This is a genomic window from Paenibacillus sp. FSL L8-0333 (genome assembly GCF_037965665.1).
GTDB classification, from domain to species: domain Bacteria; phylum Bacillota; class Bacilli; order Paenibacillales; family Paenibacillaceae; genus Paenibacillus_AQ; species Paenibacillus_AQ odorifer.
This window is the reverse complement of sequence record NZ_CP150186.1, coordinates 619,598-645,464: the sequence shown is the minus strand read 5'-3', so window position 1 is coordinate 645,464 and position 25,867 is coordinate 619,598. Positions and strand designations below refer to the sequence as shown.

General features: G+C 45.3%; 18 protein-coding genes. 2 read left to right on the top strand and 16 right to left on the bottom strand.

Annotated features, from left to right (window positions below; all coding sequences use genetic code 11):
* Positions 1-12: 12 nt before the first annotated feature.
* The 8 genes from NYE72_RS02840 to NYE72_RS02805 all read right to left on the bottom strand — a co-directional run bounded on the left by NYE72_RS02840 (position 13) and on the right by NYE72_RS02805 (position 17,542).
* Complete coding sequence (locus NYE72_RS02840) at positions 13-1,170, bottom strand: Ger(x)C family spore germination protein (RefSeq protein ID WP_036676759.1); 1,158 nt, start codon at positions 1,168-1,170, stop codon at positions 13-15.
* Positions 1,167-2,717 carry a spore germination protein gene (locus NYE72_RS02835; protein ID WP_339211250.1) on the bottom strand — a complete coding sequence of 517 codons (1,551 nt, stop codon included), beginning with the start codon at positions 2,715-2,717 and terminating at the stop codon, positions 1,167-1,169. The genes NYE72_RS02840 and NYE72_RS02835 overlap by 4 nt, the downstream gene beginning before the upstream one ends.
* Positions 2,718-4,230: 1,513 nt before the next feature.
* Complete coding sequence (locus NYE72_RS02830; protein WP_339211248.1) at positions 4,231-10,608, bottom strand: S-layer homology domain-containing protein; 6,378 nt, start codon at positions 10,606-10,608, stop codon at positions 4,231-4,233.
* A gap of 19 nt (positions 10,609-10,627) precedes the next feature.
* On the bottom strand, positions 10,628-11,506 hold the full coding sequence (locus NYE72_RS02825) for a carbohydrate ABC transporter permease (protein WP_081382617.1): 879 nt from the start codon (positions 11,504-11,506) through the stop codon (positions 10,628-10,630).
* Entirely contained in the window at positions 11,506-12,483 is a 978-nt protein-coding gene (locus NYE72_RS02820; protein WP_051490934.1) for a sugar ABC transporter permease, read from the bottom strand. The genes NYE72_RS02825 and NYE72_RS02820 overlap by 1 nt, the downstream gene beginning before the upstream one ends.
* Positions 12,484-12,517: 34 nt before the next feature.
* Positions 12,518-13,918, bottom strand: coding sequence for an extracellular solute-binding protein (locus NYE72_RS02815; protein ID WP_076138269.1), 1,401 nt, complete (start codon positions 13,916-13,918; stop codon positions 12,518-12,520).
* A gap of 92 nt (positions 13,919-14,010) precedes the next feature.
* Entirely contained in the window at positions 14,011-16,422 is a 2,412-nt protein-coding gene (locus tag NYE72_RS02810) for a hypothetical protein (protein WP_038568573.1), read from the bottom strand.
* Positions 16,423-16,489: 67 nt separating this feature from the next.
* Positions 16,490-17,542: a LacI family DNA-binding transcriptional regulator gene (locus tag NYE72_RS02805; RefSeq protein WP_038568571.1), complete on the bottom strand. Its 1,053-nt coding sequence runs from the start codon at positions 17,540-17,542 to the stop codon at positions 16,490-16,492.
* A gap of 217 nt (positions 17,543-17,759) precedes the next feature.
* Between NYE72_RS02805 and NYE72_RS02800 the strand changes: the two genes are divergently transcribed.
* Complete coding sequence (locus NYE72_RS02800; RefSeq protein ID WP_036676747.1) at positions 17,760-18,077, top strand: MGMT family protein; 318 nt, start codon at positions 17,760-17,762, stop codon at positions 18,075-18,077.
* On the opposite strand, the gene NYE72_RS02795 is transcribed toward NYE72_RS02800, so the two are convergent.
* From NYE72_RS02795 to NYE72_RS02760, 8 genes are all read right to left on the bottom strand, one after another.
* Positions 18,074-18,769 carry a DUF1361 domain-containing protein gene (locus NYE72_RS02795; protein WP_036676745.1) on the bottom strand — a complete coding sequence of 232 codons (696 nt, stop codon included), beginning with the start codon at positions 18,767-18,769 and terminating at the stop codon, positions 18,074-18,076. The two genes, NYE72_RS02800 and NYE72_RS02795, sit on opposite strands and share 4 nt — an antisense overlap.
* A 154-nt stretch (positions 18,770-18,923) precedes the next feature.
* Positions 18,924-20,687, bottom strand: coding sequence for a SulP family inorganic anion transporter (locus tag NYE72_RS02790; RefSeq protein ID WP_076185164.1), 1,764 nt, complete (start codon positions 20,685-20,687; stop codon positions 18,924-18,926).
* 91 nt (positions 20,688-20,778) lie between these two features.
* Positions 20,779-21,120 (bottom strand): metalloregulator ArsR/SmtB family transcription factor, encoded by a 342-nt coding sequence (locus NYE72_RS02785; RefSeq protein WP_076316506.1) that lies wholly within the window; start codon positions 21,118-21,120, stop codon positions 20,779-20,781.
* Between the two features lie 74 nt (positions 21,121-21,194).
* Entirely contained in the window at positions 21,195-21,572 is a 378-nt protein-coding gene (locus tag NYE72_RS02780; protein ID WP_036676739.1) for a hypothetical protein, read from the bottom strand.
* A 62-nt stretch (positions 21,573-21,634) separates the two neighbouring features.
* On the bottom strand, positions 21,635-23,203 hold the full coding sequence (locus NYE72_RS02775) for a phosphatidylserine/phosphatidylglycerophosphate/cardiolipin synthase family protein (protein WP_076316507.1): 1,569 nt from the start codon (positions 23,201-23,203) through the stop codon (positions 21,635-21,637).
* Between the two features lie 174 nt (positions 23,204-23,377).
* The gene (locus NYE72_RS02770) at positions 23,378-23,671 is read right to left on the bottom strand and encodes a putative quinol monooxygenase (RefSeq protein WP_036676736.1); all 294 of its coding nucleotides are present in this window, start codon (positions 23,669-23,671) and stop codon (positions 23,378-23,380) included.
* A 58-nt stretch (positions 23,672-23,729) separates the two neighbouring features.
* A complete protein-coding gene (locus NYE72_RS02765; RefSeq protein WP_038568561.1) occupies positions 23,730-24,365 on the bottom strand; it encodes a nitroreductase family protein in 636 nt (211 codons plus the stop codon).
* Between the two features lie 35 nt (positions 24,366-24,400).
* Positions 24,401-24,829 carry a MarR family winged helix-turn-helix transcriptional regulator gene (locus NYE72_RS02760; protein ID WP_036676732.1) on the bottom strand — a complete coding sequence of 143 codons (429 nt, stop codon included), beginning with the start codon at positions 24,827-24,829 and terminating at the stop codon, positions 24,401-24,403.
* 158 nt (positions 24,830-24,987) lie between these two features.
* Here NYE72_RS02760 and NYE72_RS02755 point away from each other — a divergent pair, with 158 nt between their 5' ends.
* Complete coding sequence (locus NYE72_RS02755; RefSeq protein WP_036676852.1) at positions 24,988-25,773, top strand: carbon-nitrogen family hydrolase; 786 nt, start codon at positions 24,988-24,990, stop codon at positions 25,771-25,773.
* Positions 25,774-25,867 lie beyond the last annotated feature (94 nt).

Below are 25,867 nucleotides of genomic sequence, written 5' to 3'. Positions count from 1 at the left end.
CAATATTATCACCTATTTTTGATGAATCTTGATAGACCTTGTCGTTTGTGCACTGTTCTCAATAATCACCTTGGAATTCACTACTACTTCGACGTTGGAAAATTCTTTCACCCAGTTTTTCTCGATTTTCTCCCAGGTCCGCGGCATTTTCTCATGAAGGAGCTCTCCAAACCCAAAAATATCTGCATGGTAATCCTTCTGAACCTTATGAATAACTGAGAAAATCTGCTCTTCTAGTTCTTTTTCAGCCCACCTTTCTATCGTTTTCTTGCTGTCCAGACTATTGAATTCGCCCGAAGATTTGACCTCGTCCAATCCGGCATGTGTCAGTGTATTAAGTTTTATTTGGAGCTTACCATTTACCCATACAGGTTTTATTTTTGTGCGATTGGATAAAATTTCGAGCGAAAAGTTAGGCTCTCCACTTTCATCCTTTACGATTAACACACCTCCCTGGATTTGATTGTTGGCAAACAGCATGTATTTCGTTTCTTCGCCACTGATCATACCGATCATTTTATCCATTTTGAATATAGCTGTTCCGCTAACTCGTGCATTCTTCATCTTATTTTGTTCATGGACATAAATTAACGGAGCGATAGCATATTCTCCAGAAGCCTCAAGCTTGTCAATGAAATCCCAGATTTCCACAACAGGCGCTGTGCTGACATTCTTTTCAGTTCTCATCTGCTGTGCAAGTGCGTAAGACATAATACTCTCAGTTGAACTGCTTAGGCTTATGATTTCTTGAGCCGGTTTGTCTTTAGCGACAAAGATATACACATCCGATCGGGTTTCCGTATCCCTGTTGTACCAATCAATTACTTTGGTGACTCCCTCCCTTGCAATCTCCTCACTGAGGATAATCGCCTTAGAATGGCTCCAAAATAACTTTTTTCCAGTAATCGAGATCATCCCCCGCACAATATCAAACATGGTCTCGCCCGCGAGCGTAATCATTTTGAAGCCAGCCTGACTTGATTTCAACCCTTCCTTCGTATCTACAATTTCTGTCGTTACCAATAACTGACCGTCTTTTTTCCCCTTATCAATTGCGACCCCAGCAACAATCGACATATCGTCAATTTCAAAGTAGTTCCAGCAGCCTGTATTGCAAATCAGAAGCATCATGGATATAACAATCAGAAGTATCCTTTTCAGCTTGCTCATGGTCTTCTCCTTACTTTATTGGAACCTTTTCTCCTCATATTTCGTGCCCCAATCAACGCCGGACGCAGATACATATGCCACCACGGTGCCCTGATCGCTGTATCTTTAATGTCCTGAGGACGGATAGAGCCTACTTCAAGCATGTATGGAACCCCAAAGCTGCGCAAACTCATCAAATGTACTACTAAACCAAGCATTCCAAGAAAATATCCGTATATCCCCAGGAAAAAGCTCGCACCCAGCAGCAATGTTCTTACGATAATTAAAGGACCGGTCAACCTAGGATTAAGTAGCGTCATGATCCCTGTTAAACCGACTACAATAATCATTGGAGCACTCACTATTCTGGCCTCCACTGCCGCTTGTCCTAACACGAGAGCGCCTACGATACTGATAGCCTGCCCTATATAGGTAGGTATCCGCTCGCCCGCCTCTCTTAATATTTCAAAAATAGTTAACATGAATAGCGCTTCTACTATTGTAGGAAAAGGGACTGCTACTCTTGCTGTAGAAATACTGAGCAACAACATGGTGGGGATCATTTCCTGGCTATAGGTAACTAAAGCTACATAAAGAGCAGGAATACTGATCGACAAAAAAGCTCCAAAAACTCTTAACATGCGATTGAACGAACCAAAATAAAAGTTAATGTAATAATCCGAGCTGGCTTGAAAATTCTCTACAAATAGATAGGGAACGGTCATTGCAAACGGGCTGCCTTCTATAAGCACGGCAACTCTGCCCTCCATCATGTTACTGACTACGGCATCCGGGCGCTCTGTACTTCCTGTCATCTCAAAGGGCGAATAGGGTTCGTCTCTAATTAATTCCGCCAGAGATGCCGTGTCCAGAATAAGATCTATGTCAATCTGTTCAATTCGATTCTGTAATTCTTTGAGAATAGCCGGTGATGCCAAGCTCTCCATATAACAGATACATATCGGTGTTTTGGAACGTGTTCCCAGTGAAATAAAAACAAACTTTAACTCGGAGTCTTGCACCCTGCGACGAATAAGGGTGAGATTCACTAACAGTGATTCCGTAAATCCTTCCCTTGGACCTTTGACACTTTTTTCGGTCACCGGTTCCGCAAGAGCTTTCGTCTCCCAACCCTGCGCCCCAATGTTCAGAACACCCGCAAAGCCGTCTATCAGCAGTAAGGTCTTGCCAGCTATAATCGAATAAATCATTTCATCAAAATCTTCAGAGGCGACCACATCACTAATGCTAATGACCTGCGTCCGGATGTTCTCCATCAGCTCGGCTTTATTGTCACAATTCTTTTTGGTAAAATCAAAAGCCATAACAGGCTTAATAATCCCTTCCTGGATCAAATGCTTGTCAACCATTCCGTCAACATAGACTAACCCAAAGCGAAGACTATCAGTAAACATGTTGCTAAACACTCTGATTCTAAGCGTTTCATCGTCCTTGAATATGTTTCGAAACAAAGTCATCATTTCATCCAGTGACGTACTCAGAGTCTGCTCAGATTTTGTGTTTTTTTGAGACGTATTGCTGTTTCCACCTGCTGGCCGTTCCTCCACAGTAGTCACTCCTGTCAGAATTAGGTTTCCTAGAAATTATCCCCCGTCTCTCCAAATCCTATCCGCCAAAATTATACTGAAAAGGGATCAACAAGAAAGAAACGAGACTACTCCATACGCCGGGTTCGGCAGGTAAGTAACCCAATCAGCCCTTGGGGTCATGCCAATAGTGACTCACCGCATAACATCCTCAGACGCTTCGGCTCAGGCACGTAACACCGAGTACATCCTCAGACGCTTATGGACTCAGGCACGATAACACCGCATATATCCTCAGACGCTTTCGGCTCAGGCACGTAACACCGCATACATCCTCAGACGCTTATGGACTCAGGCACGATAACACCAAATACATCCTCAGGCGTTTAAGGACTCAGGAGGCGTTATTTGCTCATTTATCGCCTTTTTGGCATAGTTTTGGACTCCAGTGCAGCTATTTCATCAAAAGTGGCTCATATTGGGCGGTTTTCATGCCAATAGCGACTCTGAGGACCGATAGCACGCCAAAAGTCCATAAATGCAACGTTTAGGGGCTACTGGGTCCGTTACCGCCGAATCACACTCATCCCTTGGGGTTTACGGACCTCGCACAATAACACCCAACACATCATCAGGCGCTTACGGATCTAGGACGATAACACCGAATACATCCACAGGCACTTAAGGACTCAGGAGGCGTTATTTGCTCAATTATTGCCTTTTGCGAACAGTTTCGGACTCCAGTGCAGCTATCTCATCAAAAGTGGCTCAAACCGGGCGTTTTTCATGCCAATAGTGACTATGGGGTCCGATAGTACGCCAAAAGTCGATAAATGCAACGTTTAGGGGCTACTGGGTCCGTTAGCGCCAAAACCCCCTCTCCCCGGGGAGCTTACGGACCTAGCACAATAACACCGAACACATCCTCAGACACTTACGGACTTAGCCGCGATAACACCACTTGCATCCTCAGGCACTTACGGACTCAGGAGGCGTTATTTGCTCATTTATCTCCTTTTTGGCACATTTTCGGACTCCAGTGCAGCTATTTTATCAAAAGAGGCTCATATTGGGCGGTTTTCATGCCAATGCTACTATGGAGTCCGATAGCACGCCAAAAGTCGATAAATGCTGTGTTTAGCGGCTACTGGGTCCGTTAGCGATCTCTTGCGTTCAAATGACATACCATGAAGCAAAGTTTGTTTTAAGAGCATGGGGGATACGAGCATGTGATTAGGTGTTTTTGAGTTGTCAGCTCTGAGATAGCAACTTCGATCTAGACGTTTGAGGCTGGCATCTCTATGCTAGCAACTTTGAGTTAGGCCTTAGGGGTTGCCAGCTTGTTCTAGGCGTTTGGCACTGGCATCTCTGAGCCAGCAACTTTGAGTTAGGCGTTTGGGGCTGGCACCTTTGAGCTAGCAGCTTTGAACTAATAAAGCTGGCGTTCGGGACATACGGTCAGCAGCAAAAAAACACAGGTACCCCACCAGTCATTGGCATGACTAGGACACCTGTGTTTTTTATTGCTGCACGATTATTGAAGCTGCTCAAACAGGCGGAAGATCACTGTCGCTGCTTGCGCTCTTGTAGCCTTACCGTTTGGCCCAAATTGGTTGGATGTCATACCGTTAATAATTCCACTAATACGCATCGCTTCTACAGCTTTGGCTGCATCCGCAGACAACTGGTTCACATCAGAGAATGCTTCACCAGTAGCCTTTGTTCCGTCAGTCAATGGGATATTAATCGTCTGAGCCAAACGATAAATCATGACTGCCATTTCCTGACGAGTAATCTCCTCGCTTGCACCAAAGTTGCCATCCGCTTTGCCTTTAACAATGCCGAGCTTTTGAGCGCTCGCAATCGGACTGGCATACCATGCCCCATCCTTAACGTCTGTAAATGTGCTTACAGCCGTCTCATCTAGTAAATCAAAAGCGTTCATCAATATTTTGATGAATTCTGCACGGGTTACATTTCCATTTGGATTAAAGTGTTCAGCATCCATCCCTTCGATTGCACCTCGTGCTGCGAGTGCTTCAATGCTGTTTAACGCCCAATTAGCTGTAGCGATATCTTTGAATGAAACATTCGAGTGAACCACTACATAACTGCCAAGCTGCGGCAAAGTTAACTCAAGCATCTGTGTTCCTGTATTAAATCTTCCGTTCTTAACGATCTCTAGTTGCTGATTACTGTTCAAGTAATAAACCACTACTTTATGAGCTTTCTCACCAGACTTCAGCGTATAAGGAAGTGCCAGCTTGACCCCCGATGTCTTCAGAACATCACTCGGAATAACCACACCGTCTACGCTAAGACTGATGTCTTTAATTGTACCAGCATTCAACTGACTGCTTACCGACAGTGGCAATCCGGATACATCTCCAGTGCCCACAATAAGCTTAAGTTTGCCGTTCTTAGCATCTTTGTAAGTCTTCAGGAAACTTTCCGGCAGCATTATGCTTGCAGTTCCTGTATCAATCTTGAGGGATTTAACATTCCCCGCTGCTGCCATTGACTGCAGTGGCAGCTCAATTACAATTTGTTTCGCGTTTCCGGCAGGATTCACGACAATGGACAGAATACCATCCTTTGCATCCTTTGCTGCCTTTTCAACATCTGCGGCAGTGAGTTCAGCCAATGCTTTTCCATCTGCTCCGATGACCGTCTGGACCACGATTTTACCACTGCTTACAGCAGGGGCTATCGCAGACGCGCTAGGAGACGGTTTGGCCGTAGCTACCGGCACATAAGTACCCGGTGCCTCTGTTGGTTTTGGTGTTGACGTTGGCGTTGGTGTCGCTGTCGGTACAGGTGTTGATGTTGGCGTAGGTGTTGGCGTAGCTTCTGAAAGCAACTTCAGGCCCGCAACCGCCGCATTAAGCTGACTTAATGCCTCATCTATGTCTGCCTGAGTGGCAGTTCCACTCTCCAGCAACATCACTGCACGTGCTACCTCTTTCTCAAGAGTATTCCAGCTCTCCTCTACATAAAGGCTCTTATCCAGAGTCTCTATTGCTCTAAGCTTCTCCTCCAAGGGTGCCGTTATGAGAGGCGGATTTACAGAAACCAATGTTAAGGTATACGTTCTGGTCGTTGTTTTATCCAGTGCTGTCACAATGACCTTGTAACCCGTTTGGATTTCTCCCGCAAGAGTAATGCTATCAGGTTCGTACACAGCGAAGGTAACCCCTACCGGAACAGTAAGTCCTTCCTTCAGCTCATCAAGCGTAGTCGTATCCGGTAAAATAATTTCTTTGGCTACCTGATCAATAGATCCGCCCGGAATTGTGATTCCGCTGATCGTTGCATCATGAGCTTCGACAGGCTGTAAGGCTTCAAAGGCATTTTTCAAACTGGAATATGCCACATTAATATCACCATCGGTAGCACCGTCATTTGCATAAGTGGCTTTAGCAGCCTCTAGTGCAATGCGTAATGCCTCCCATTGCTCAGGCGTTCCGGTATAATTCTCTTCATTTACCGAAGGATCTTCCGCTGTATCAATGGCTGCTTTAAGTTTAGATTTATCGTACCTCACACTGATGCGGCAGCTGGCAGCAATATCGGTGCCCACCACTTTACCAAATATAGTGAAGTCTGTAGCAATGGTGAGTTTGTTAAGGGGAATTCCCTCCCATACCACACTTGCCAAGCCTGTCGTTTTATCGGCGTAAGTTACTGTAACCTTAGCTGGAAGCGTAGGCACGACGTTAACTGTCGTACTCACCGCAATCTGTTCAATGCTCACAATCGCACCATGGTCGCCGGGAGCAGGAACTTCTCCTTCTGGCTTAGACGAAATAGCCCGCCATTCCTTAACGCCTGTCCAAATACTGGTGGACTGCTTATTAAGAATCAAACGGAGTTTATCCGTCTTCACCTCGTCAAAGGTTACCTCGTTAAATGCATTTCTTGCTTTGCCTTTCTCGCTCAAGCCCGTTACCGGTACATATTTTCCAGCATCCTTATCCCAATATTCGAAGTTGTAATCTCCCGGTACCTGCACACCGCCTTCATCATCATAGAAGTACACGGAGCTGCCTGACAAAGTCACGGGCTTTTTCCAGGTCAGTTGCAGCCAGTGGCTTTCACCGGGACCGCTCCAGTTCCCATACTGAGTTTCTGCTTCGCTATTGTAAATACTTGCTGAAGTATAAGGGATATAACCATCATTAATGCCATACACAGACTCCCATGCCGAAGTGTATGAGGCACTAGGGGCAGCCAAAAGGGCAGCATTTCTGTATCTAAGGTTATCCACCGCCATCCGCATTTGATCCGTTGCCACCTTGATCTCTTCCAGCGTATATTCTCCCTGAGCCAGCAATGCCTTGGCAGCAGTCAGCGCAGCTTGCAGCTCTTGCCATGTTGCCGCAGTAAAATCATCCTTGTTCCGGACAAGTCTGCCGGAATCCCGATCCGCAAACTTCGCGATCATCTCTGTCAGTTCCGCAGTAGCTACAAATACGGTGACTGGAACCTTCACGACAGTTTCCAGTTCTCCATCGCTGACAGTCAGGCGGTATTCGTATTCACCAGTCGTCTTAAAGGTAGCTTGCAGCATGGCTTTATCAAGCCCTGTCTCCTCTACTTCTCCTTCACCTGAAATCTTCTCCCAGGTATAAGTCAGCTTGCCACTTGGCAACCCATCATCAACGATCTGCGGCATAATCGTCAGAGGAACATTTTGCTCAACCTTCAATGGTGTTTCTAGATAAACCTTTGGTGCCTGATTGGCAGCCGCCTTAACCTCCAGATTATTGTTGTAGATCTGAATCTCCTTGATGGCGGTCGCAAGTTCCAGCGGATGCGTCACATGAATGCGAATCGCTGCAGTGTTAACCTTTTGGAACTCCACATTGTTATAGTTGGAAGCAATATATTCCGGATAGCGGAATTGTCCCTCCACTGGTTTCCAGCTTCCATCAGCATCCTGATATTCAACACCAAATGTCTGTGGTGTACCATAACCATTCAGAAGCCGGTCATTATAGAAATAGACTTTTACATTGTCCACAGCCTGGACTCCATCAAATTTGAACGTAACCGTATCGACAGAATTCGGCGAACTACCGAATAAAGCTGTGTTTGACGTATGATTAATTGATGCGATTGTCGAATTGTCCGCCAGGTTGCGGATATTCGAACCGCTCTTGATATAAGTCGATTCAACAGTAGTGCCTGAAGCAACAGCCAGATTCGTACCGTTATTAACAATATCAACGCCTGCTTTATTAAACATATCGACAGTCTTCTCATTGCTGGCTAAGGATGTTTGATCTGCCGCAGCAAGCGTCGTAGCACTGCCTTTTTCATATAACACCTGTGTCTTCGAGTTGTCGCCAACGGCCCCAGTTACATCCCCTGAAGGTTTTTCCACCTTGCCAGTAGCTGTATCATAAATCAGATGGGACATTTCGTTAGTTGTCATTACGAGTTCGTCATTAATGAAGAGCGAATAACCTGCTGGAATACCTTGATAATGAGGATTGTCACTGTATTTAGCAGGATCCTGCCATACGATAGATAAGTTAACATCATGATAACGCACGTTATCTACAGCAAAATAGTCGTAATCGACATTAATCGGCCATAGCTCGATCTTGTCATCTGTCCGTGGCTGAATACCCGCCATATCTTCAACTACAGTGTAATTCATCATGCCAAGCGTATCGTGGTGAATCCATGCCCGTACCATATCTCCGCTAGGGTTAGGAGGATTGTCTTTTGTCCATGGTGTGCCGAAGAAGTAATCCTCCAGCCAGAAAAATTCATTAGAGTCCAGGTGGTCCGTATTGCCCGGTTCCACTGTATGCAACCAAGCGCCCCAATCAAACAGTGTTTTGTAAACGTCACTATTGATGTTATCTATAGGATAATAGCGCAGAGAGGCACGAACGGTATTAATATAGTTGCCGAAGTTACACCATGCGAACTGGTCTGTACCGAAGGCATCCGTCTTGCCATTCTTGAAATCTTCTACCCGCTTCATAATGCTGTTCTGATCCGCTGTAAAGAAAGGAAAGATCGGATAATAATTCGGATCTGCGTAATCAGACAACTGAGATAAATATTTCGCCTCATATCCTTCTTCACCTTCAGTTGGTACTACACCAAAGTTAAAGACAAACATGTTATTATCCCGCCAAGGGTTGAATACATCGGTACCGCCCACAACTTTTTTATGCAAAAAGCTGCCGGTACCATTCGTATCTGCCACACCGTCACCATCAAAGTCAGCCTTGTCGTACCACATCTCATTCAGAATTGAATTCTTAATATTCTGCGCCACAGTGTTCATTTTAGCTGCACCCGCAGTATCTCCAAGCTGCTCGTACATCTTCGCTGTTGCCACTGCATTGGCGTAGGTAGTAGAAGAACCATCCAGGCGGGCATAGTTACCACTGCCATTCCAGTGCATGGATACGGTATCTCCGTCATTACCTGTAATCGGACCATGGTTATAATAAACAAGATTTGGATTAGTGCCTTTAAAATGTTCAAGTGTGCCGGTAACATCAGTCGCAGAAAAATCAGCAAACTTCTTCAATATTTCCTGACCACCACCGTAAATCTTGTAAGCGTCCCAGCCTACTTGCGACGTGTTCTGCATCATATCCCAGGTCCAGATGTTAGGACGTCCGGGATTATTTTTATAATTCTTATTCTCGGAATATTCCCCTTGAGCCAGCCAGGTTCCATACAAGTAGGAAGGATCACGCAGCCATTTCAGATCCTGCATCGCCCAAGGTACACTGACCGTAATCCCGTTGTTGTAGCCGAGAACGCCCTCCATGTTCATTGGGAACTGCCAGTCATTGCCCGGAATGTTGGCATCCAGCAAATTAAAGCGGTTACACCACCAACGATAATAAAGTACCTTCTTCACATTCTCATCGGGAACATCGATATATGGAATGTTCTCTGCCCACCACTCGTTGTACTCCCGCACCTGTGCAGAGAAGGCTGTGTCATTGCTGTCAGCAGCCTTAAAGCTCTCATAATGCAGCTTTGAGCCCGGTATTTCATCCGCGAGCCAACCCATGACTACCTTTTGGTCAACGGAGCCACCGGCGGGCACTGTAATCTCTCTAAACAGTTCATTTCCGGAAGGACTCATGCCGTTTCCGCTCAGATGAACATCCACGTAGGACATCGCTTCAACTACCTTTTGCCCGGCTTTGCCTATCATTAGCGGAGCAGCCACTCTGTAACCCACCAGCTCATCACCCTCAGCCGCTGAGACGAAAGGTGATTTAACCTTCATCGTCAACGTTATATCACTGGCCGTAGGATTCTTCAACTGAAGCAGCGTTACAGCACTGTTATAGCTGGAAATAAATTTCCGCTGGTTAATCTCCAGGCCTCCGCTTGTGTAGGTCTGATTCTCATGACTCGGGTAGTTCTTCCGCACATTTTTCTGTTCCGCCAAGTCTCCTGTAGAAAGGGTGATGTTATACATCGTGTCCTTGTTCAAAGTATCCGCGTAATGCACCGTTCCCACAAAACCCAGCTTGGTATTATCCTGAGTCTTCATGTACAAAGCGCTTCCCCGGCTGAACAAAGTATTGGCGCTAACTTCATCGTTGACATCATCCGGAATGACACCTTCGTTAACAAGCAAGGCATCAAGCCAAGGCAAATCGGAATTATCTTTTGCAAAAGCCTCAAAATCAAAAGCTTCAATCGCCTGCATCATTTCTCCGACGGTGACATCGCTGAAATTAACGCCTTCCTTAACAATAGAATTATCCTTCCACTTCGCCTGCCCGTAATCGGTGCCTACGCCTTCATGATAGAAATCAGTCGTGTAGTTAGCCGATACGGGAACAATCCCTGCATTTAATACAACAGCCGCACATAATGCCGCCACAGAAGCTCTTCTGGGCCATTTATGACTTGTCATTTGGATGAATTCCTCCTTTTTATCCCTTGATTCCCGTTAATGTAATGCCCTCAACAAAATATTTGTTGCCGATCAAGAAAAATACTAGACAAGGAGCTGTAACGACGAGCGCCAGTGCCATGACCTGTTCATAGTTCGGAATGCGCATCCCGTTCACAATATACAAGCCCATAGGCAGCGTATAATCTGCTTCAGTCTTCAAATAAATCATGGTATAGAAAAATTCATTCCAACAGTTAATAAAGCTGAACAACGCCACAACAATCATTGCGGGACGTATAAGCGGCAGCATGATGCGGGAGTAGATACGGAAGTAACCCGCGCCGTCAATCTTGGCAGCTTCACTGAGTTCTAGCGGAATCGTCATAAAAAATTGCCGGAGCAAAAAGACAAAATACGCGTTGCCGCCTGCACAGAAAAAGGCCGGAATAATAAGAGCAGGTTTGCCAGCTAGTCCCAGCGAAGTGTACAGGGAATATTGTGGCAGCAGGGTTACGGCACTAGGCAGCATCATCGTACTGATGACCAGCACGAACCACATCCCGCGCAGCGGAAAGTTCAGCTTAGCAAAGGCATACCCGGCAAAGCTTGTCGTCAGCACCGTCCCAATCACATAAGGAACTACAATCGAAACTGAATTCCAGAGCTGCCGCAGGAACTGAATACGTTCCAATCCAAGCCGAAAATTATCGACATTTAGTGACTCGGGGAAAAACACAGGCGGCCGCGCCAGTATTTCTGTGTGGCTCACGAAGGCACCTCGCAGCAGCCAATAGAGCGGAAAAGCAAACACCACTGCGAGCAGACAGGAGAACAGAATCAGCCCGGTATTGATGGCTTTAGCTCTTTTCTTTTTTTTCTGGATACTTGTATAATTCATAATTGCGGTTGCCGCCATTATCTCACCTTCTTTCTTTTGCCCATCGAATCGTCCCTTTTAAATGCGCCCTGGAAGTAGAACAGCACACCAGTAATGGCCATAGTGATTAGGAAGACGACCCATGCCTCAGCAGACGCCAAACCGCGCATCCCTACCTGAACAAATGAATGGTCATAGATCATAACGTTGATAAAATAAGTCATCCGATCGGGTGCACCATTTCTGGACAACACCACACTTTGCGTATAAATCTGGATAGAGGTCATCATGCACATAATCAATTGGAAAAAGAGTACAGGCTTGATCGTCGGATAGGTTACTTTGAGGAACTTGTGCCAAGCATTTCCCCCGTCCATCTCGATGGCTTCCAGCAATTCTCCCGGAACATCCTGCAGCGTAGCGATGAACACAACAATCGTCCCACCACAGGTCCACAAGCTCATGATAAACAATGTCTCAAAAATACGGATGGGATCAGTCAGGAAATCAACAGGGGCTATTCCTATCTGCAATAAAATCCAGTTAAGCAGTCCACCCTTGGCTTGGTTCTGTAGAAGCATCTGCCACACAATCGTTGTCGCCAGCATCGGAACTACAGACGGCAGAAAGAATATAGCCCGCATCAAGTTTCTGCCGATAAATTTACGGTTCAATAAGAGTGCAACAATCAGACAAAAGGTGATTACAAGCGCCACGTTAATGAAGGCATAAATCAAGGTCACCGTTATGGATTTCTTGAATTCGGAGCTGGTATTGGTGAATATGTACCGGAAATTATCCAGCCCAATCCATTCCATAACTTGGCTTCCGCTCATAATCGTTATTTTATGAAAGCTGTAAAACAAACTGGCCAACATCGGATAAAGCGTCAATACCAAAAATCCAATAATGGCCGGTGCTGCAAACAAATATCCAGCCACCGCCTCTTTGGTGACACCTCTGGCATGCTTTTTAACATAGACCGCAGCCGTTTCGGTTTTGCTCTCTGGGTTCATAAGCAATAGCCCTCTTTTCAAATATAAGCTCTAATTAGGAAACCTTGCCGCTCTCGAACAACTGCTTGATCGCTGGCATGATCGCGTCATAGACTTCTTTAACACTTTTCTTACCTGCCAATGCCTGATCAATAGATTTCTCATATTCAGTATTCATCTTGAGGTAGGCAGGAACGTAATATGCAGGCCATTGTGCGATAGAATCTTTCGTTGTCGAATAACTAAGGATAGTTTCTTTTGCGCTTTCAGGAAGATCGGAGGTCCACTTTTCAACCAAGGTAGGATCGGTATACCAATCTGCCTGGTTTGGCAACCACGCACCACTCTTCAGCAGCTCCAGACTGTTCTCAGGGTTGACCATGTAAGCATAGAATTTCTTGGCTTCCTCAATGTGCTTCGATGTATTGTACACAACAAGTGGAGCACCACAGTTCATCGTTACTGCCTTTTCCATCTTAGGCAGAACCCCAACGCCGATATCTTCATTCCCTTTGATATTAGCTAGATCCCAAGAGCCGCTGATCGCCATGGCATAACCACCACTCAAAGCGTCTACCGCAGAACCAATTCCGGAATTCCAAGTGTAATTGAAAGCGGATGCAACCTTATCTTTGTTAACGAGATCAGCTAGCTTCTGGATGGCATCAACCGTTTTGGGAGAATCCCATTGAAACTCCTTTCCATCCGGGGAAACAATCCCGCCACCGTTGGCATAAGCTGCCCAGAAATGGTGGAACTCCCGTCCCGCTGTCATACCAAGCCCGTAGTTCTCGGTCAGAGCAGCATCAAAGCCTTCATCTGCCGCTGTTTTTCCTTTAGTATCTGTCGTTAACTTTTTCGCGTTTGTTACGAATGTATCCCAATCCCACGCATTTTCAACTTTGGAGGGTGGATATTCAAGACCTGCTGCATCAAATTTGGACTTGCTATAGTAAAGCAGCTCCAGCTGGTTGGATAGACCGACTCCGATCACTTTTTGCTCAGGTGAATGGATTGTTATCGCTGATAGTTTTTCAGGAATACTTCCGTCCGCTAATAAATCGCTGATATCTTCGATAATTCCCATTTCATTGTACTTTTGGATATCACCTTCGCCCATATAACTGATATCTGGAAGTTCGCCGGATTCGAGCCGGGTCTGAATAAATGTATCAAAGGAGCCATCCGCTGGAAGCACTTGTGCATTGATTTTTACTCCGGTGTCGGCTGTATATTTTTCTGCTGCCGCTTCTACCAGCTTTTTCTGCACATCATCACCCCAATACAATAATTCCAAGGTTACGTCTTTATCAGACGTAGTTTCTTTGTTGGCTGCTCCAGACCCTTCAGATGCCTTTGGAGCCGCATTGTTGGAATTGCCCGAACAACCTGCCAGTGCGGAAAAAACCATCATTGATGCTAAAGATAGAACTAGAGTACGTTTTCCAAACTTCATGTTTGTTGCCTCCCTTTTTTCATATCTATTTATTTCAAGCCAAGCATTTAAAGCTTTAGCCTAAAATCATCATGGTTTGTCATTCTTAGCGATTACAGACAAGGGCTGAACATTCCGCCTGCCAGTCTTACGTGAGGCTCTAGCATCCCCTCAGTTGTGCGATATTCGAGCTTGTCCTCAAGCAGCACATATCTTGACGGATATGCAGCGTAACTTGTTACGATCCAGCCCTCCGAGTCTTCTTCAATATAACCGTTAATACAGCGCATCTTTCCGCGTGGATCCCTGTACAAATATGTGGTTGTCCCGAAGCCCATTAGATAGGCCACTAGCTCCTCCCCCATATCCCAATCATCTCCTGTCACACCCGAGAACAGCGAAGCAAACAAGGAATCACTTGCCCCCACAAATACGGATTGCCCAAAACGGTTTCGCGACAATTCTGGCATATTCAGGTTAGGAGCTGCCACACTATATGTAGAAGCTGCCTCTCCAGGCAACAAACGGCGTGGAGTAGAGCGTACATTCCAATCGTAACAATTGAATACTGCCATCGTAGAACGGTAAGCGGCTTCCAAATATTCAGGGTCTCCAAGGAATTCATAGGCAACCCGGGATGCTCCTGCTACCAATCCACCCCAAAGGGAATGAATCATATAAGACAAAGCTTCCCACCAGCGATCCGGATTCTGCACTCTGTAATCATTGCTGAATCCGATATTTGCCAGAATTAGTTGTCCATAACGCTGGGCCTCCTCTTTATTTCCAAGGTGACACAACGTTTCACAGGTAGGGCCAAATCCTGCATTATCGTAAAAATGCTCCGTTATAGCTCCCTCATACTGCTGTATTCCTGTCTCCAGATTTCTACCAAAGCGCTCCCATAAGGTAAGTAGACGTTTATACTCTTCTGAAAGACCGCACTGCTTCAGTGCTTCTAATAAATCAAGAATATAGAGCACAAATATCCCATTTAGACGGCTCTCATCCTTCTCACGCTGGCCACTGTGCCGATCAGGGTCTAGGCGAAGGCACATGATTTCGGCAGCCCATTGTAGATATTCTCTAGGAGAATGAATTTTAAGTAATGAACCGTCCATTCGTGACAATAGATAAAAGACATGCCCAATATAATCCAGATCATAAATGCGGTAGAATTCTCCGTACAAGGGACGCGGATGATTAAAATCCCCGCCTTCAAACCAATGCTCCTTCACATCCAATACTGCTGCAATCTCGGCCTTAGCTACTTGTTCTGGGACAGCCTTGGCCATGCTATTCTTCATCAGTAGAAAAGCAACCTTACCCAGCGATTCTCCCTGATTCGATAGCGGACGGAAGGCATATGGCCTTTCGACCTCCCCTGTCCCTCCAAAGTTATTATTTACCAACCACTCGGCTCTCTTTTCCAGAATCCAGTCAATCGACTCCAGTACATTCCAGACCAGGATATCGCTCCGTCCATCTTCTAGCACCAGCTCCAGCTTATGTTCTCCCGGCTCCAAACGCTGTAAAGATATAGCATAGCTACTGCCTGACTCCAACCGTACAGCTTCGTTCGTAATATTCTCCTGGCGGATCAGCTCCGTCCCCGGTAAAGTGCTATACAAACGCAGCTCACGTAGAACCTGGCCCTGCGGCAGATCAACAACAGCTTCGAACCTTCCTCCTCGGGTTAATACAGGCGTATAGCTCCAGCGCGGATGTCCATAGGCCATGCCCTGCCTATAGAAATCATCTCGATTCTGACAGGGATGGAATATGTATTCCCAGCTGTAGGTCTCCCCAGCGCCAAGATCCAGCGAACTGTAAGCGCCACCATATATCCAGTCGGCAGCTGCAGATTCGGTCATAGATGATCCGTCCTCCACCAACGATAGCCGATGATACAGCAGACCATCCAAAGAAGGGGAGACCTGCTCAAGAAAACGATTCTTATAACTACAATAAGTACCTACGCTTACTGTTCTGCCCTGAACCCCATAAACACCCAGATGTGGTGCTTTGTTGCTCCGTCGAATAGCAGCGATTTTAGCGAAATCCCCACCAAGATGGGGGAACACTGCACAGGACTGGCTCATATTGCGCTGCACATTTTCATCTCTGTACATGATATACGCGAGCGAAAGCCACACATGAAGTCCATTAATTCTTACAGATTGTGGTGAGCGGTTTGTAGCTTCAATAGTCCATCTTAGTCGCTCATCTTCCAGAGAATATGTAAGTCTGATTGCAATCGGTGCGCCTTCAAAATCCACAATTACACGGTGTTTTCCTTCTGGCGTAATTTTGGGCAACAGATCAGTGCTTTTTATGATATTCCCGTCCAGCTCTATTGTCCATTCTCCGAATAGCTTATCTGTATCCGCATAACCTGCCTCTTTCAAATAAGACGGATCAACTACCCAATTCATTTCACTAGGGTCGCCCTGTAATATCAGAGACTGAAGTGCTCCGCGGTCGCTTAGCTCCATCGTGAAGTTTTCATTGCCTAGAATCGTCATTGCCTAGCACCTCTTCGATATTTTAAGTTAAACGTTTAGATTTATGAGGAAAAAGGAGCTGTGAAACTTATTTTTGTTTCACAGCATTTTTTAACGTAGCCACGGAATCACGTTCGATCAACCGGCACTCCGGCATGGTCAGTGAATCCATCTTCGTCCCCTTGATTAAATTGAACAAAACCTCAATAGCTTGATAGCCCATCTCATGTAGCGGAAGTCCCATTGTTGTTATACGCGGGCGTAAGTAATCACTGAATTCACGATTATCAAAACCGACAACCGACAGATCATCCGGTATTTTAACCCCTTTTTCCTCTGCTGCCTGCAAAATACCTACAACCATTACATCATTCATAGAAAGAATCGCGGTTGGGGGCTCCGGCAAAGAGAGCAACTCTGAGGTAAGGCGATACCCCGATTCCCTCTCCCAGTCTCCCATCTTGATTAGCAGTGGATCGAACGGTAATTGATATTCAGTAACTGCCTTGTAATAACCGTTCAGTCTTAATCTGGAAGGGATAGAATCCATCAAACCACTGATTACTGCAATTCTGCTATGTCCTTGGTTAACCAAGTAGGACATTGCTTGGTAAGCAGCTTGCTCATCGTTATACTGGATAGAGATATCGTCCTGTGTGTAAGAGTAGGTATACACAATCGGCTTACCCTCCGTATCGATTAGACCCGTTAAATCACGGGGATGAACACCGATATAAATAATCCCATCCACTTGATTGCTGAGCAGTTCGGCAACCGCATTAGCGGCATACTTTCGGTAGTCTTCCGTATTCGAGAAGTTACGGCCGATACGCTTGTCTAAACGAAGATTCACCAGTAAAATATGCAAATCGTTTCGATCTCCAAAATCATTAATTCCATCGATAATATCGGGCGTGTTAAATACCGTCACATCTTCTGCAATAACACCTATTGTATTCGTACGGTTGAGTTTGAGACTCTTCGCAATAGCATTCGGCTTATAATTCAACTCCTCAATGGCGGCAACAACTCGTTCCCTTGTATCAGAACGTACATTGCGGGTACCATTAAGCACATAGGAGACTGTAGCAATCGAAACATTAGCCTTTGCGGCTATGTCTTTAATGCTGGTTTTCCTCATTACACCTTCTCCTATCTTATTATGGAACTCTTTCAATCACGTTGTTAAACGTTTAGATTATTTTTACAGTTAGAATATACCACGCGTATTTATTGCTTTGCAACCCTTTTTTTGCTATCCTCAAAAAATCCTCCTGTTCGTCCCCCGTTTCGTTTAGAATTGATTTATCTGTTGAGGAGCAATGGATAAAAATAAGATATAGGAGCTTGAGCTTGCTATGACACCATTTACTGAGAGAGTTATTCATATCATACAGTCTATACCAGAAGGTAAAGTGATGACTTACGGAGGAGTTGCCCGCGCGGCAGGTAGCCCAAGAGGAGCGAGGCAGGTCGTTCGCATCCTTCACTCCATGAGCAAAAAATATAAGCTGCCCTGGCATCGGGTCATTAATGCTAAAGGAATGATCGCACTAACTGAGGATGAGTCTAACTCCCTCCAGAGGCTCTATCTACAGGGAGAGGGAGTTAGTTTTAATGAAAAAGGTGTGGTAGATCTGAAGCAATTCCAGTTTGAGCCGGAGTGTACCGATTAGTACCCTCTGGTAACTCTTCGTCTTTCTCCGGTGCCAAGAGCATTGAGTAGACAATACATCGTCGCGTAAATGACCAGCAGGACAAAGGCAATGAACAAGCTGAAAAATACGGACTGGAGATTCAGGCTATCCAGAACAAGTTGATACAACTGATGCCTGTCCGTCAGGACGTCCCAGCTATTGAGTCTGTAGACTCGGCCAAGCAGTACACCATATCCCCCGAGCATACATGCCGCAAGCACGAATACCCATGACCACAGCAGGTTGCTTTTACGATAAATGACCGTCTGGAACTGATACAATGAGAAGAACCCGGTCAACCATCCACTCCAGGTGAACAATAAAAGAGTGACCAAGTCATACCAGTAGCGATTCTGAATGGCTCCCTCCACGATATATCTACTTTTTCTTACCGTTAAATGCACCAGGTCAGTCATGAGATAAGGCGCGTTTGGAAAGAACAGCAGCCACGCGACACCCAAAGGAAGAAGTAATAAACCGCCTATCTTCCTTTTGTCTAGCTCATAAGCAGCCATGGAGAATAAAAACGGAATCCAAGCTAAGAACAAATTCCAAATTAAAAAACCGTAAAACGAATCCGTCTGAAGTGACACTACACGATATACCCCCAATGTAGCGACAGACAATCCCGCCAAGAGCATAAACACCTTCGGATAATTCAATTCCTTCATGAGCTTATATTCTCCTTATCAATATTGATTACATTAAACTTATACCCAATTGTACAAATTCAGAATTCCGAAGTCCAATTTTAATACAAAAGCCCAGACGCAAGAATAGCGCCCAGGCCGACTTTATTTATTTATTAAGCTCAAGTACCGCTGATTAGTTCAGAGGCAATGCTGGCTTCTTGCGTCCTGTCAGACCTCGTAGTCCACCTGCATCCTCCTGACAGGATAATGCCGTACACTCCCTAAACGCCGCATGACTGCATCCGATACATTTGTTGTGATTAATACTGCTAAGAGCTTCATTGATCGCTTCACCGGTATGGTGATAAAACTGTGCTTCTCCTATTTTATCATATAGCCCGGTTCTCTTAAGTAGCTCAAGCGGCTGCGGCTGAACACCGGAGATCATCAGTTTCCCTCCAACAGCATGTAAATGCCGCACCAGCTCCGCCAGATTGGATTCGCCCGTAGTATCCATGAATGGCACTTTTCCCATCCGCATTAATATAATTTTCGGCTGGTCTGAGCCATAACCGGGCATGGTGTCATCAAATCTATACGCAGCGCCAAAAAACAGCGGCCCTTCCACGGTATAAATCCCAATCTGCGGACAATCATGACTCTCCGTTACCATATGTGCCCCTACCTTGACGGAATTAGGATCAGGCAATACTTTGGATACCAGATGAACCTCTCCCATCCGTTTCACAAACAAAATCACCGCAAGAATTAATCCCACCTCTACGGCCAGCGTTAAATCTGCAAATATCGTCAACAAGAAGGTGATGAATAATACCAAAGAATCACCTGTTTTGATTTTAAGCAAATGAAGAAATTGTTTGCGTTCACTCATATTCCAAGCTACTACCATCAAGATAGGAGCCATCGCTGCCAACGGAATACTAGAAGCATAGGGTGCAAACAACAGAAGAATTAGGAATACCACTACCCCATGAACGATCCCTGAGATCGGAGAAACTGCACCGCTTTTGATATTTGTGGCGGTTCTGGCAATGGCACCTGTAGCTGGAATTCCTCCAAACAATGGAGCTGCAATATTGGCGATTCCCTGACCAATCAGTTCACGGTTGCTGTTATGGCGGCTGCCTGTCATCCCATCAGCTACGACAGCTGACAATAAGGATTCAATAGCACCCAACATCGCGATGATAAAGGCCGGACGAATCAGCAGTGTAATCCGCTCCCAGGTAATGGTCGGAAAACGGAAGCTTGGCAGTGTATTAGGGATATTCCCATAGGCCAAACCAATCGTAGTCACCTTACCGCTAAAAAATAACGCTGCTATGACAGTCGCACAAAGAAGGCCGACCAACGAGCCCGGCACCTTCGGAGCGAAGCGAATCGCTAGGATAACAACGGCCAGACAAATCGCGGCGGTCAGGATACTATATCCATTGATCGTCGATAGATGAAGTCCAATTTCTTTCATGTTATCTACAAAGCTCTCGTGCCGTTCAATATCCCTTAACCCAAGGAAGTTAGCAATCTGTCCGGTGAAGATAATAACCGCTATTCCTGCTGTGAAACCAATCGTGACCGGCTTCGGAATAAATTTAATCAGTACACCCAGCCTTAACAATCCCATGAGGACTAAAATAACCCCCGCCATCATCCCTGCTAACAGCAGGTTCTCATAACCATACTGCATCCCAATGGCGAACAAGATAGGAATAAATGCACCTGTCGGTCCACCAATCTGAAATTTTGATCCCCCGAACAATGAAATACATATGCCGGCAACGATTGTCGTATAAATGCCATATTCCGGCTTTACACCAGAAGCAATAGCAAATGCCATCCCTAAAGGAATGGCAATAACTCCGACGATTGTCCCCGATATCAAATCCTTGCGAAAAGCGTTCATGTTGTAGCCTTTATAACGACCCCGCCCTGTCATGTTCAAACCTTCTTTTCTTTAAATATCTGATTATTTGAATATAAGAAGAACATTACTCTAGGACGCGACTGTTGTCAACGCCAAAATAACGTTAATCTATGCCATTTTCACTCGCGCGCATGCCTTCCAGCAATGAAATGGTATTCACGAGATGGTTATCAAATATTTGTTTGGCCACGACCAGAAGGTCCTTGATCAGAGGATCACGTAAGGCATAAATGACTGTGGTGCCTTCTTTCACACTGGTTACTACATTTTTGGCGCGTAAAACAGCTAGCTGCTGGGATACAGCAGAACCTTCCGAGCCGAGAATAGCCTGCAGTTCATTCACATTCTTCTCACCTTCGCTGAGCAGCTCCAGAATACGAATACGCATCGGATGAGCCAGCGCCTTGAAGAATTCGGTCTTAAATTGCTGAATTTCGGTGTTCATAGCTTTCTACTCCTCTTGCTTAACTTTCTGAATCTAATGTTATCTTTGTATGTTATCTTAGTCCCTGAGAAGCGTCAAATACTGAAGGGATAGATTCGCACATCACGGACCTGCAATTCTACGAACACACCCAGTGCCATAGGTTCACCGAGACACTCGAACATCACTAACCCTTCACCTATTCGTAAGTATCCTGTGCCATCTTCTTCAATATTCTCCAACACGCCCGTAAAAATAACCTTATCCTGCTCGAGCCTGATATTGAACTCACCTGCAGGTACAGGATGGATATCCACCCACCTCATAAGCAGCTCCGAAAGCTCGAATTCCACATCCATTTCTGCCCCTGGATTCACAGGAGCACCACACCAGATTCCCCGGCCCTCCCCAAATTCTGTGAGAAAGAATACCTCGTCCTTTTTCAAACCACTTTTTGTAATTTTGATTTGCATAGCCAATACTCCACCCTAATGATTTATAACGATCATTATATCATGAGAATTAGCCCAATTTATCAAGTATAATTCTGGGTTACCTTATTCAGATAAGTACTAGGGTGTAGCCAAGGATGCTTAAAGAACTCACTTTTACTGGTAATCTTCCGCGAGACACTCAGGTCATAATCGATCATAGACTTTATCTGCTCTGCAAAGGCCTCCCCTTTTACCAGCATTCCCAGCTCAAAATCGTGGCAGGCACTTCTTTCGTTGATATTATATGAACCATGAAAAACGGCTTGTGATCTATGATCATAGGTAATTTTCCAATGGGAAAATCGACCGGTGGCACTGTAGTCATAGAAGGAAACACCGTTAATAAACGGCATATACATATTGCCTCTTACCGCCGCGCGATTTGTAGGATGATCATTGACCTCCAGCGGGTTGCAAATGTTCAAATTACACGAGCATTCCGGACCAAGCAGCCCGAGCCGATCCCAAAAATCCTGATCAATCAAATAAGGATTCACGATGATAGTCTCTTCAGCCGCGTAAGTAATTAAATCCAGATAATATTGTTGAATCAGGTTAACCGGGTTACCTGGAAAGCTTGCTAACAGCGTACATTCTTCCTCACCAAAATGATAATCCACATCAGGATAATAAAAGACCTCATTCACATCAAAATGATCTCCGCCTAGAAGCAGCCAGCGAGAATAGAACATCGCATTCAAAGGCTGCGCTGCAGCGCCGCGAATCCGGAAGCAGCCATCATGCCACTCAGCCTCTTTACTAGGAATCCCCTGTGGATGTCCGTCTATACTCATTGCAGAGGACGCCTGAACTGGGGTCTCATACGTATATTGGTCACCAATATTTACACTGCCTATAATCGAGGTTACCCCATCTATGACCATAAACTTCCGATGATCGATGACATTTAGTCCTGTGACCTCAACATCCTCTTGCACTTTATCCTGCAGAAACAGAATACTTTCCGGCACTCCCTCTTGCTCCAGCGCCTTTCGTTTCACCCGCCATTCCACGGCTGTATAATACGAATTGAAGGTATTCAGCAGCTTGGCGCCTGCATTCTCAAGCCGATCAGCAATCTTGGAGAACTGGCCGTACTCCAGATTATTTCCGTACCCCAATGCCGTCAATGTGTAATTGACCATAACCCTTACCTTAACGCCACGCTTAAGAGCATAAAATAGCTCATCTGCAACCAGATTGCCCGAACGATCATTAAAGAAAAGCATGACAGACAGGTGGATATAATGCTGCGCTTTTCTAATCTCCTCTAATATCATTCCTAGACACTCTGGACCATTCACGTAAGGTGTTACTTGATTATTCCAAGTAGTCTGTGGAGCCAGAACCTTTAGCTTGCCTGAGTCTAGTCTGCCCAATACTTCAGTAAGTTGTTCCAGTAAGCTTGGGCTAAATCCAGGAAGCTGGAATAGCTGCTGACTTGTCGTAATGACTCCGCCAAGCGTCTGACGATAGGCTCTGGCAGCCTCTAGGTCTATCCCCTCAAGCTTACGCTCCACCTCTTCTCCTGCTACACCCATAATACGGCCAAGCGATCCACCGGATAGATAATAATTCAAGAAATCAATCATATTTCTCTGTGTCTTCATATGTAAAGTCCCCCATCGTTTATATTGCATGCCTTTGAATCAAGGTAAGGATAGATACCCTAGATCTCCTTTTTATAAACGGGGTGTAATGCAAAACAGGGATGCCCCACAGCCTTTATGGCTATGGATCATCCCTGTTTAGGTTTAAACAGAATTCCTAAGAATGGAGACAGCTTATTTTACCTGTTCTGCGCTAAATACTTTAACATCTAGAGGAGCAGCCAAGAATTCGCCAGCTTTAGCTGAGAAAGCAGTGAAATGAGCGCTCGTATTGTGGCTGGATACTGCTTCAGCATCACGCCATTGCTCAATCATGATAAATGAGTTGGCTTCTCCAGCATTCTCATATAGCTCATAAGAAAGGTTACCCTCTTCAGCATGAGTAGCAGCCAGTAATGCTTTAGACTCCGTCAAAAACTGTTCACGACGCTCTGGATTAACTTTAAGTACAGCATGAATAATGATCATTGTATATTCCTCCTAAGATTAGTGTTTATGGTAGCGCGTTGGCTTACTAACTTTATAATTATTTCCACTCAGCAACTTTATCGATAGGCAGACGAACAGATGGGTAACCTGCATCAACAGCTTTACCAATGGAGAGTAGCATTACAGGAACATAACGATCTTTTTCCATACCAAACGCTGCAGCGATTTGGTCTTTTTCAAATCCACCAATTGGGTTTGTATCGTAACCATGTGCACGAGCAACCAGCATCAGCTGCATAGCAACAAGTGCGCCATCGATAAGCACGGTGTCTCTGTTAATTTCCCGTGGCAGGTTAGCGAAATGAGCGGATAATCTGGTTAATTGATTTTCTTTTACTTCAGCAGGCATAAGTCCACGTTCAACAGCAGTACCGTAAATTTCTTCAGCATAATCGAAGTTGTTCAGATCACCAAAGATGGCAATCATAGCTGCAGAAGTCTCTACTTGTACGTTATTAAAACGAGCGAGAGGCGCTAAAGTAGCTTTAGCTTCGTCACTTTCAATGACCAGAAAACGCCAAGGCTGCATGTTCACTGAAGATGGAGCAAGTGTAGCTTCGGTAAGGATCTGTGTCATTTCTTCTTTGCTGATTTTAACGGATGGATCATATTTGCGGATAGAGCGGCGTCCTGTAATAATTTCTTGAAAGTCATTTGTTTTTGTAGCGTTCATATGTGTAATTCTCCTTTGAGTGTGTGATTTGTAAGTTACAACAGAATGATATTAGATTGCAGACGATTAAGCATATCAATGAGCACTGCTCGCTCCTGATCGTTAAAACCTGTTAGCAAAGTAGCGATAAACCGCCTTTTCTCTTCGCTATATTTAACCATTCTTTCCCGACCTTGATCGGTTAATGAGACCAATGTGACCCTGTTATCGGCTGGGTTATTGCGGCGGGCGATCATGCCACTCTCTTCCAATCCCTTCAGATGACGTGTGACGGCTGCCCCATCAATCTCCATTTCCTTTTGCAGACTGATTTGGCTGACTTCGTCTACCCGAAACAGTTCGTGCAGGAGGCGAAGCCGTGTGGGACTAATCCCGGCACAACGTTCGAATTTTGGAGAGATTCCTTTGTTTAAAGCCTGCAGCAGTTCAAATATATGCTCTTCCTCAGGACAGTGCTCCGTCAAAATATGCCTCCTTTCTAAATTTAATTGCATGCAATTGTTTTGTACAAAATTATACTAACGCATAATCATTGACCCGTCAACTAATATATCAAATCATTTTTAAAAAATCAACATTGCTTATCCTTATCCGGTGCTATACGCTTGAACAAAAGAGGAGGATACCTATGAGAATATCCCTGATTCAGCTGGATATAGCATTTGGCAATCCCGCTATGAATTATGCTGCTGTTGCCCAGAAAATAAATGAAGCTGCTTCCGCAGCCCCTGATTGTCTGATTCTCCCTGAGCTATGGACCACTGGCTATGATCTGACTCGCTTAGAAGATATTGGCGATCTAGAAGGAGAAATTACCAAGGAATTCATCTCCAGCTTGGCTAAACAATACAGCATCAATATCATCGCCGGTTCAGTGGCTAGCCGTAATGATGCTGGGGTCACCAATCGTATGTATGTATTTAATCGATCAGGTGAGCTTGTTGGACAATACAGCAAGCTGCATTTGTTCCAGCTGATGGAGGAGCATTTGTATCTCCAACCGGGAGAAACTAAAGGACTCTTCACATTGGACGGCATCTTATGTGCAGGGCTAATCTGTTACGATATCCGTTTTCCGGAGTGGGTTCGCGCCCATACCGCACAAGGGGCGGAAATCCTGTTCGTCTGCGCTGAATGGCCACTGCCCAGGTTGTCCCACTGGCGGGCGCTGTTGATCAGCCGGGCCATCGAGAATCAATGTTATGTTGTAGCCTGCAACCGTGCAGGCAGCGATCCAGCCAATATCTTTGCTGGGCATTCTATGATTATTGATCCTTGGGGAGATATTGTGTGTGAAGCTTCTGAAGAGGAAGAAATTCTAACTGGAGATATCGATTTACATCAGGTGCGTGAGATTAGGAAACAAATTCCTATTTTTTCGGACAGACGTCCTGAGTTGTATAATTAAAAGAGCGTGATTGAATATTAAAAAAAGACGTTTCGTAGGCTGGCTCTAGCCAGCTTTCCATTACGTCCTTTTTTAACAGACTCCAACCCATGCT

Bases quoted from the DNA above. Each gene is read 5' to 3' on its own strand.
- NYE72_RS02840 (WP_036676759.1), bottom strand. From the start codon at position 1,170: ATGAGCAAGCTGAAAAGGATACTTCTGATTGTTATATCCATGATGCTT.
- NYE72_RS02830 (WP_339211248.1), bottom strand. From the start codon at position 10,608: ATGACAAGTCATAAATGGCCCAGAAGAGCTTCTGTGGCGGCATTATGT.
- NYE72_RS02825 (WP_081382617.1), bottom strand. From the start codon at position 11,506: ATGGCGGCAACCGCAATTATGAATTATACAAGTATCCAGAAAAAAAAG.
- NYE72_RS02820 (WP_051490934.1), bottom strand. From the start codon at position 12,483: ATGAACCCAGAGAGCAAAACCGAAACGGCTGCGGTCTATGTTAAAAAG.
- NYE72_RS02815 (WP_076138269.1), bottom strand. From the start codon at position 13,918: ATGAAGTTTGGAAAACGTACTCTAGTTCTATCTTTAGCATCAATGATG.
- NYE72_RS02810 (WP_038568573.1), bottom strand. From the start codon at position 16,422: ATGACGATTCTAGGCAATGAAAACTTCACGATGGAGCTAAGCGACCGC.
- NYE72_RS02805 (WP_038568571.1), bottom strand. From the start codon at position 17,542: ATGAGGAAAACCAGCATTAAAGACATAGCCGCAAAGGCTAATGTTTCG.
- NYE72_RS02800 (WP_036676747.1), top strand. From the start codon at position 17,760: ATGACACCATTTACTGAGAGAGTTATTCATATCATACAGTCTATACCA.
- NYE72_RS02795 (WP_036676745.1), bottom strand. From the start codon at position 18,769: ATGAAGGAATTGAATTATCCGAAGGTGTTTATGCTCTTGGCGGGATTG.
- NYE72_RS02790 (WP_076185164.1), bottom strand. From the start codon at position 20,687: ATGACAGGGCGGGGTCGTTATAAAGGCTACAACATGAACGCTTTTCGC.
- NYE72_RS02785 (WP_076316506.1), bottom strand. From the start codon at position 21,120: ATGAACACCGAAATTCAGCAATTTAAGACCGAATTCTTCAAGGCGCTG.
- NYE72_RS02780 (WP_036676739.1), bottom strand. From the start codon at position 21,572: ATGCAAATCAAAATTACAAAAAGTGGTTTGAAAAAGGACGAGGTATTC.
- NYE72_RS02775 (WP_076316507.1), bottom strand. From the start codon at position 23,203: ATGAAGACACAGAGAAATATGATTGATTTCTTGAATTATTATCTATCC.
- NYE72_RS02770 (WP_036676736.1), bottom strand. From the start codon at position 23,671: ATGATCATTATTCATGCTGTACTTAAAGTTAATCCAGAGCGTCGTGAA.
- NYE72_RS02765 (WP_038568561.1), bottom strand. From the start codon at position 24,365: ATGAACGCTACAAAAACAAATGACTTTCAAGAAATTATTACAGGACGC.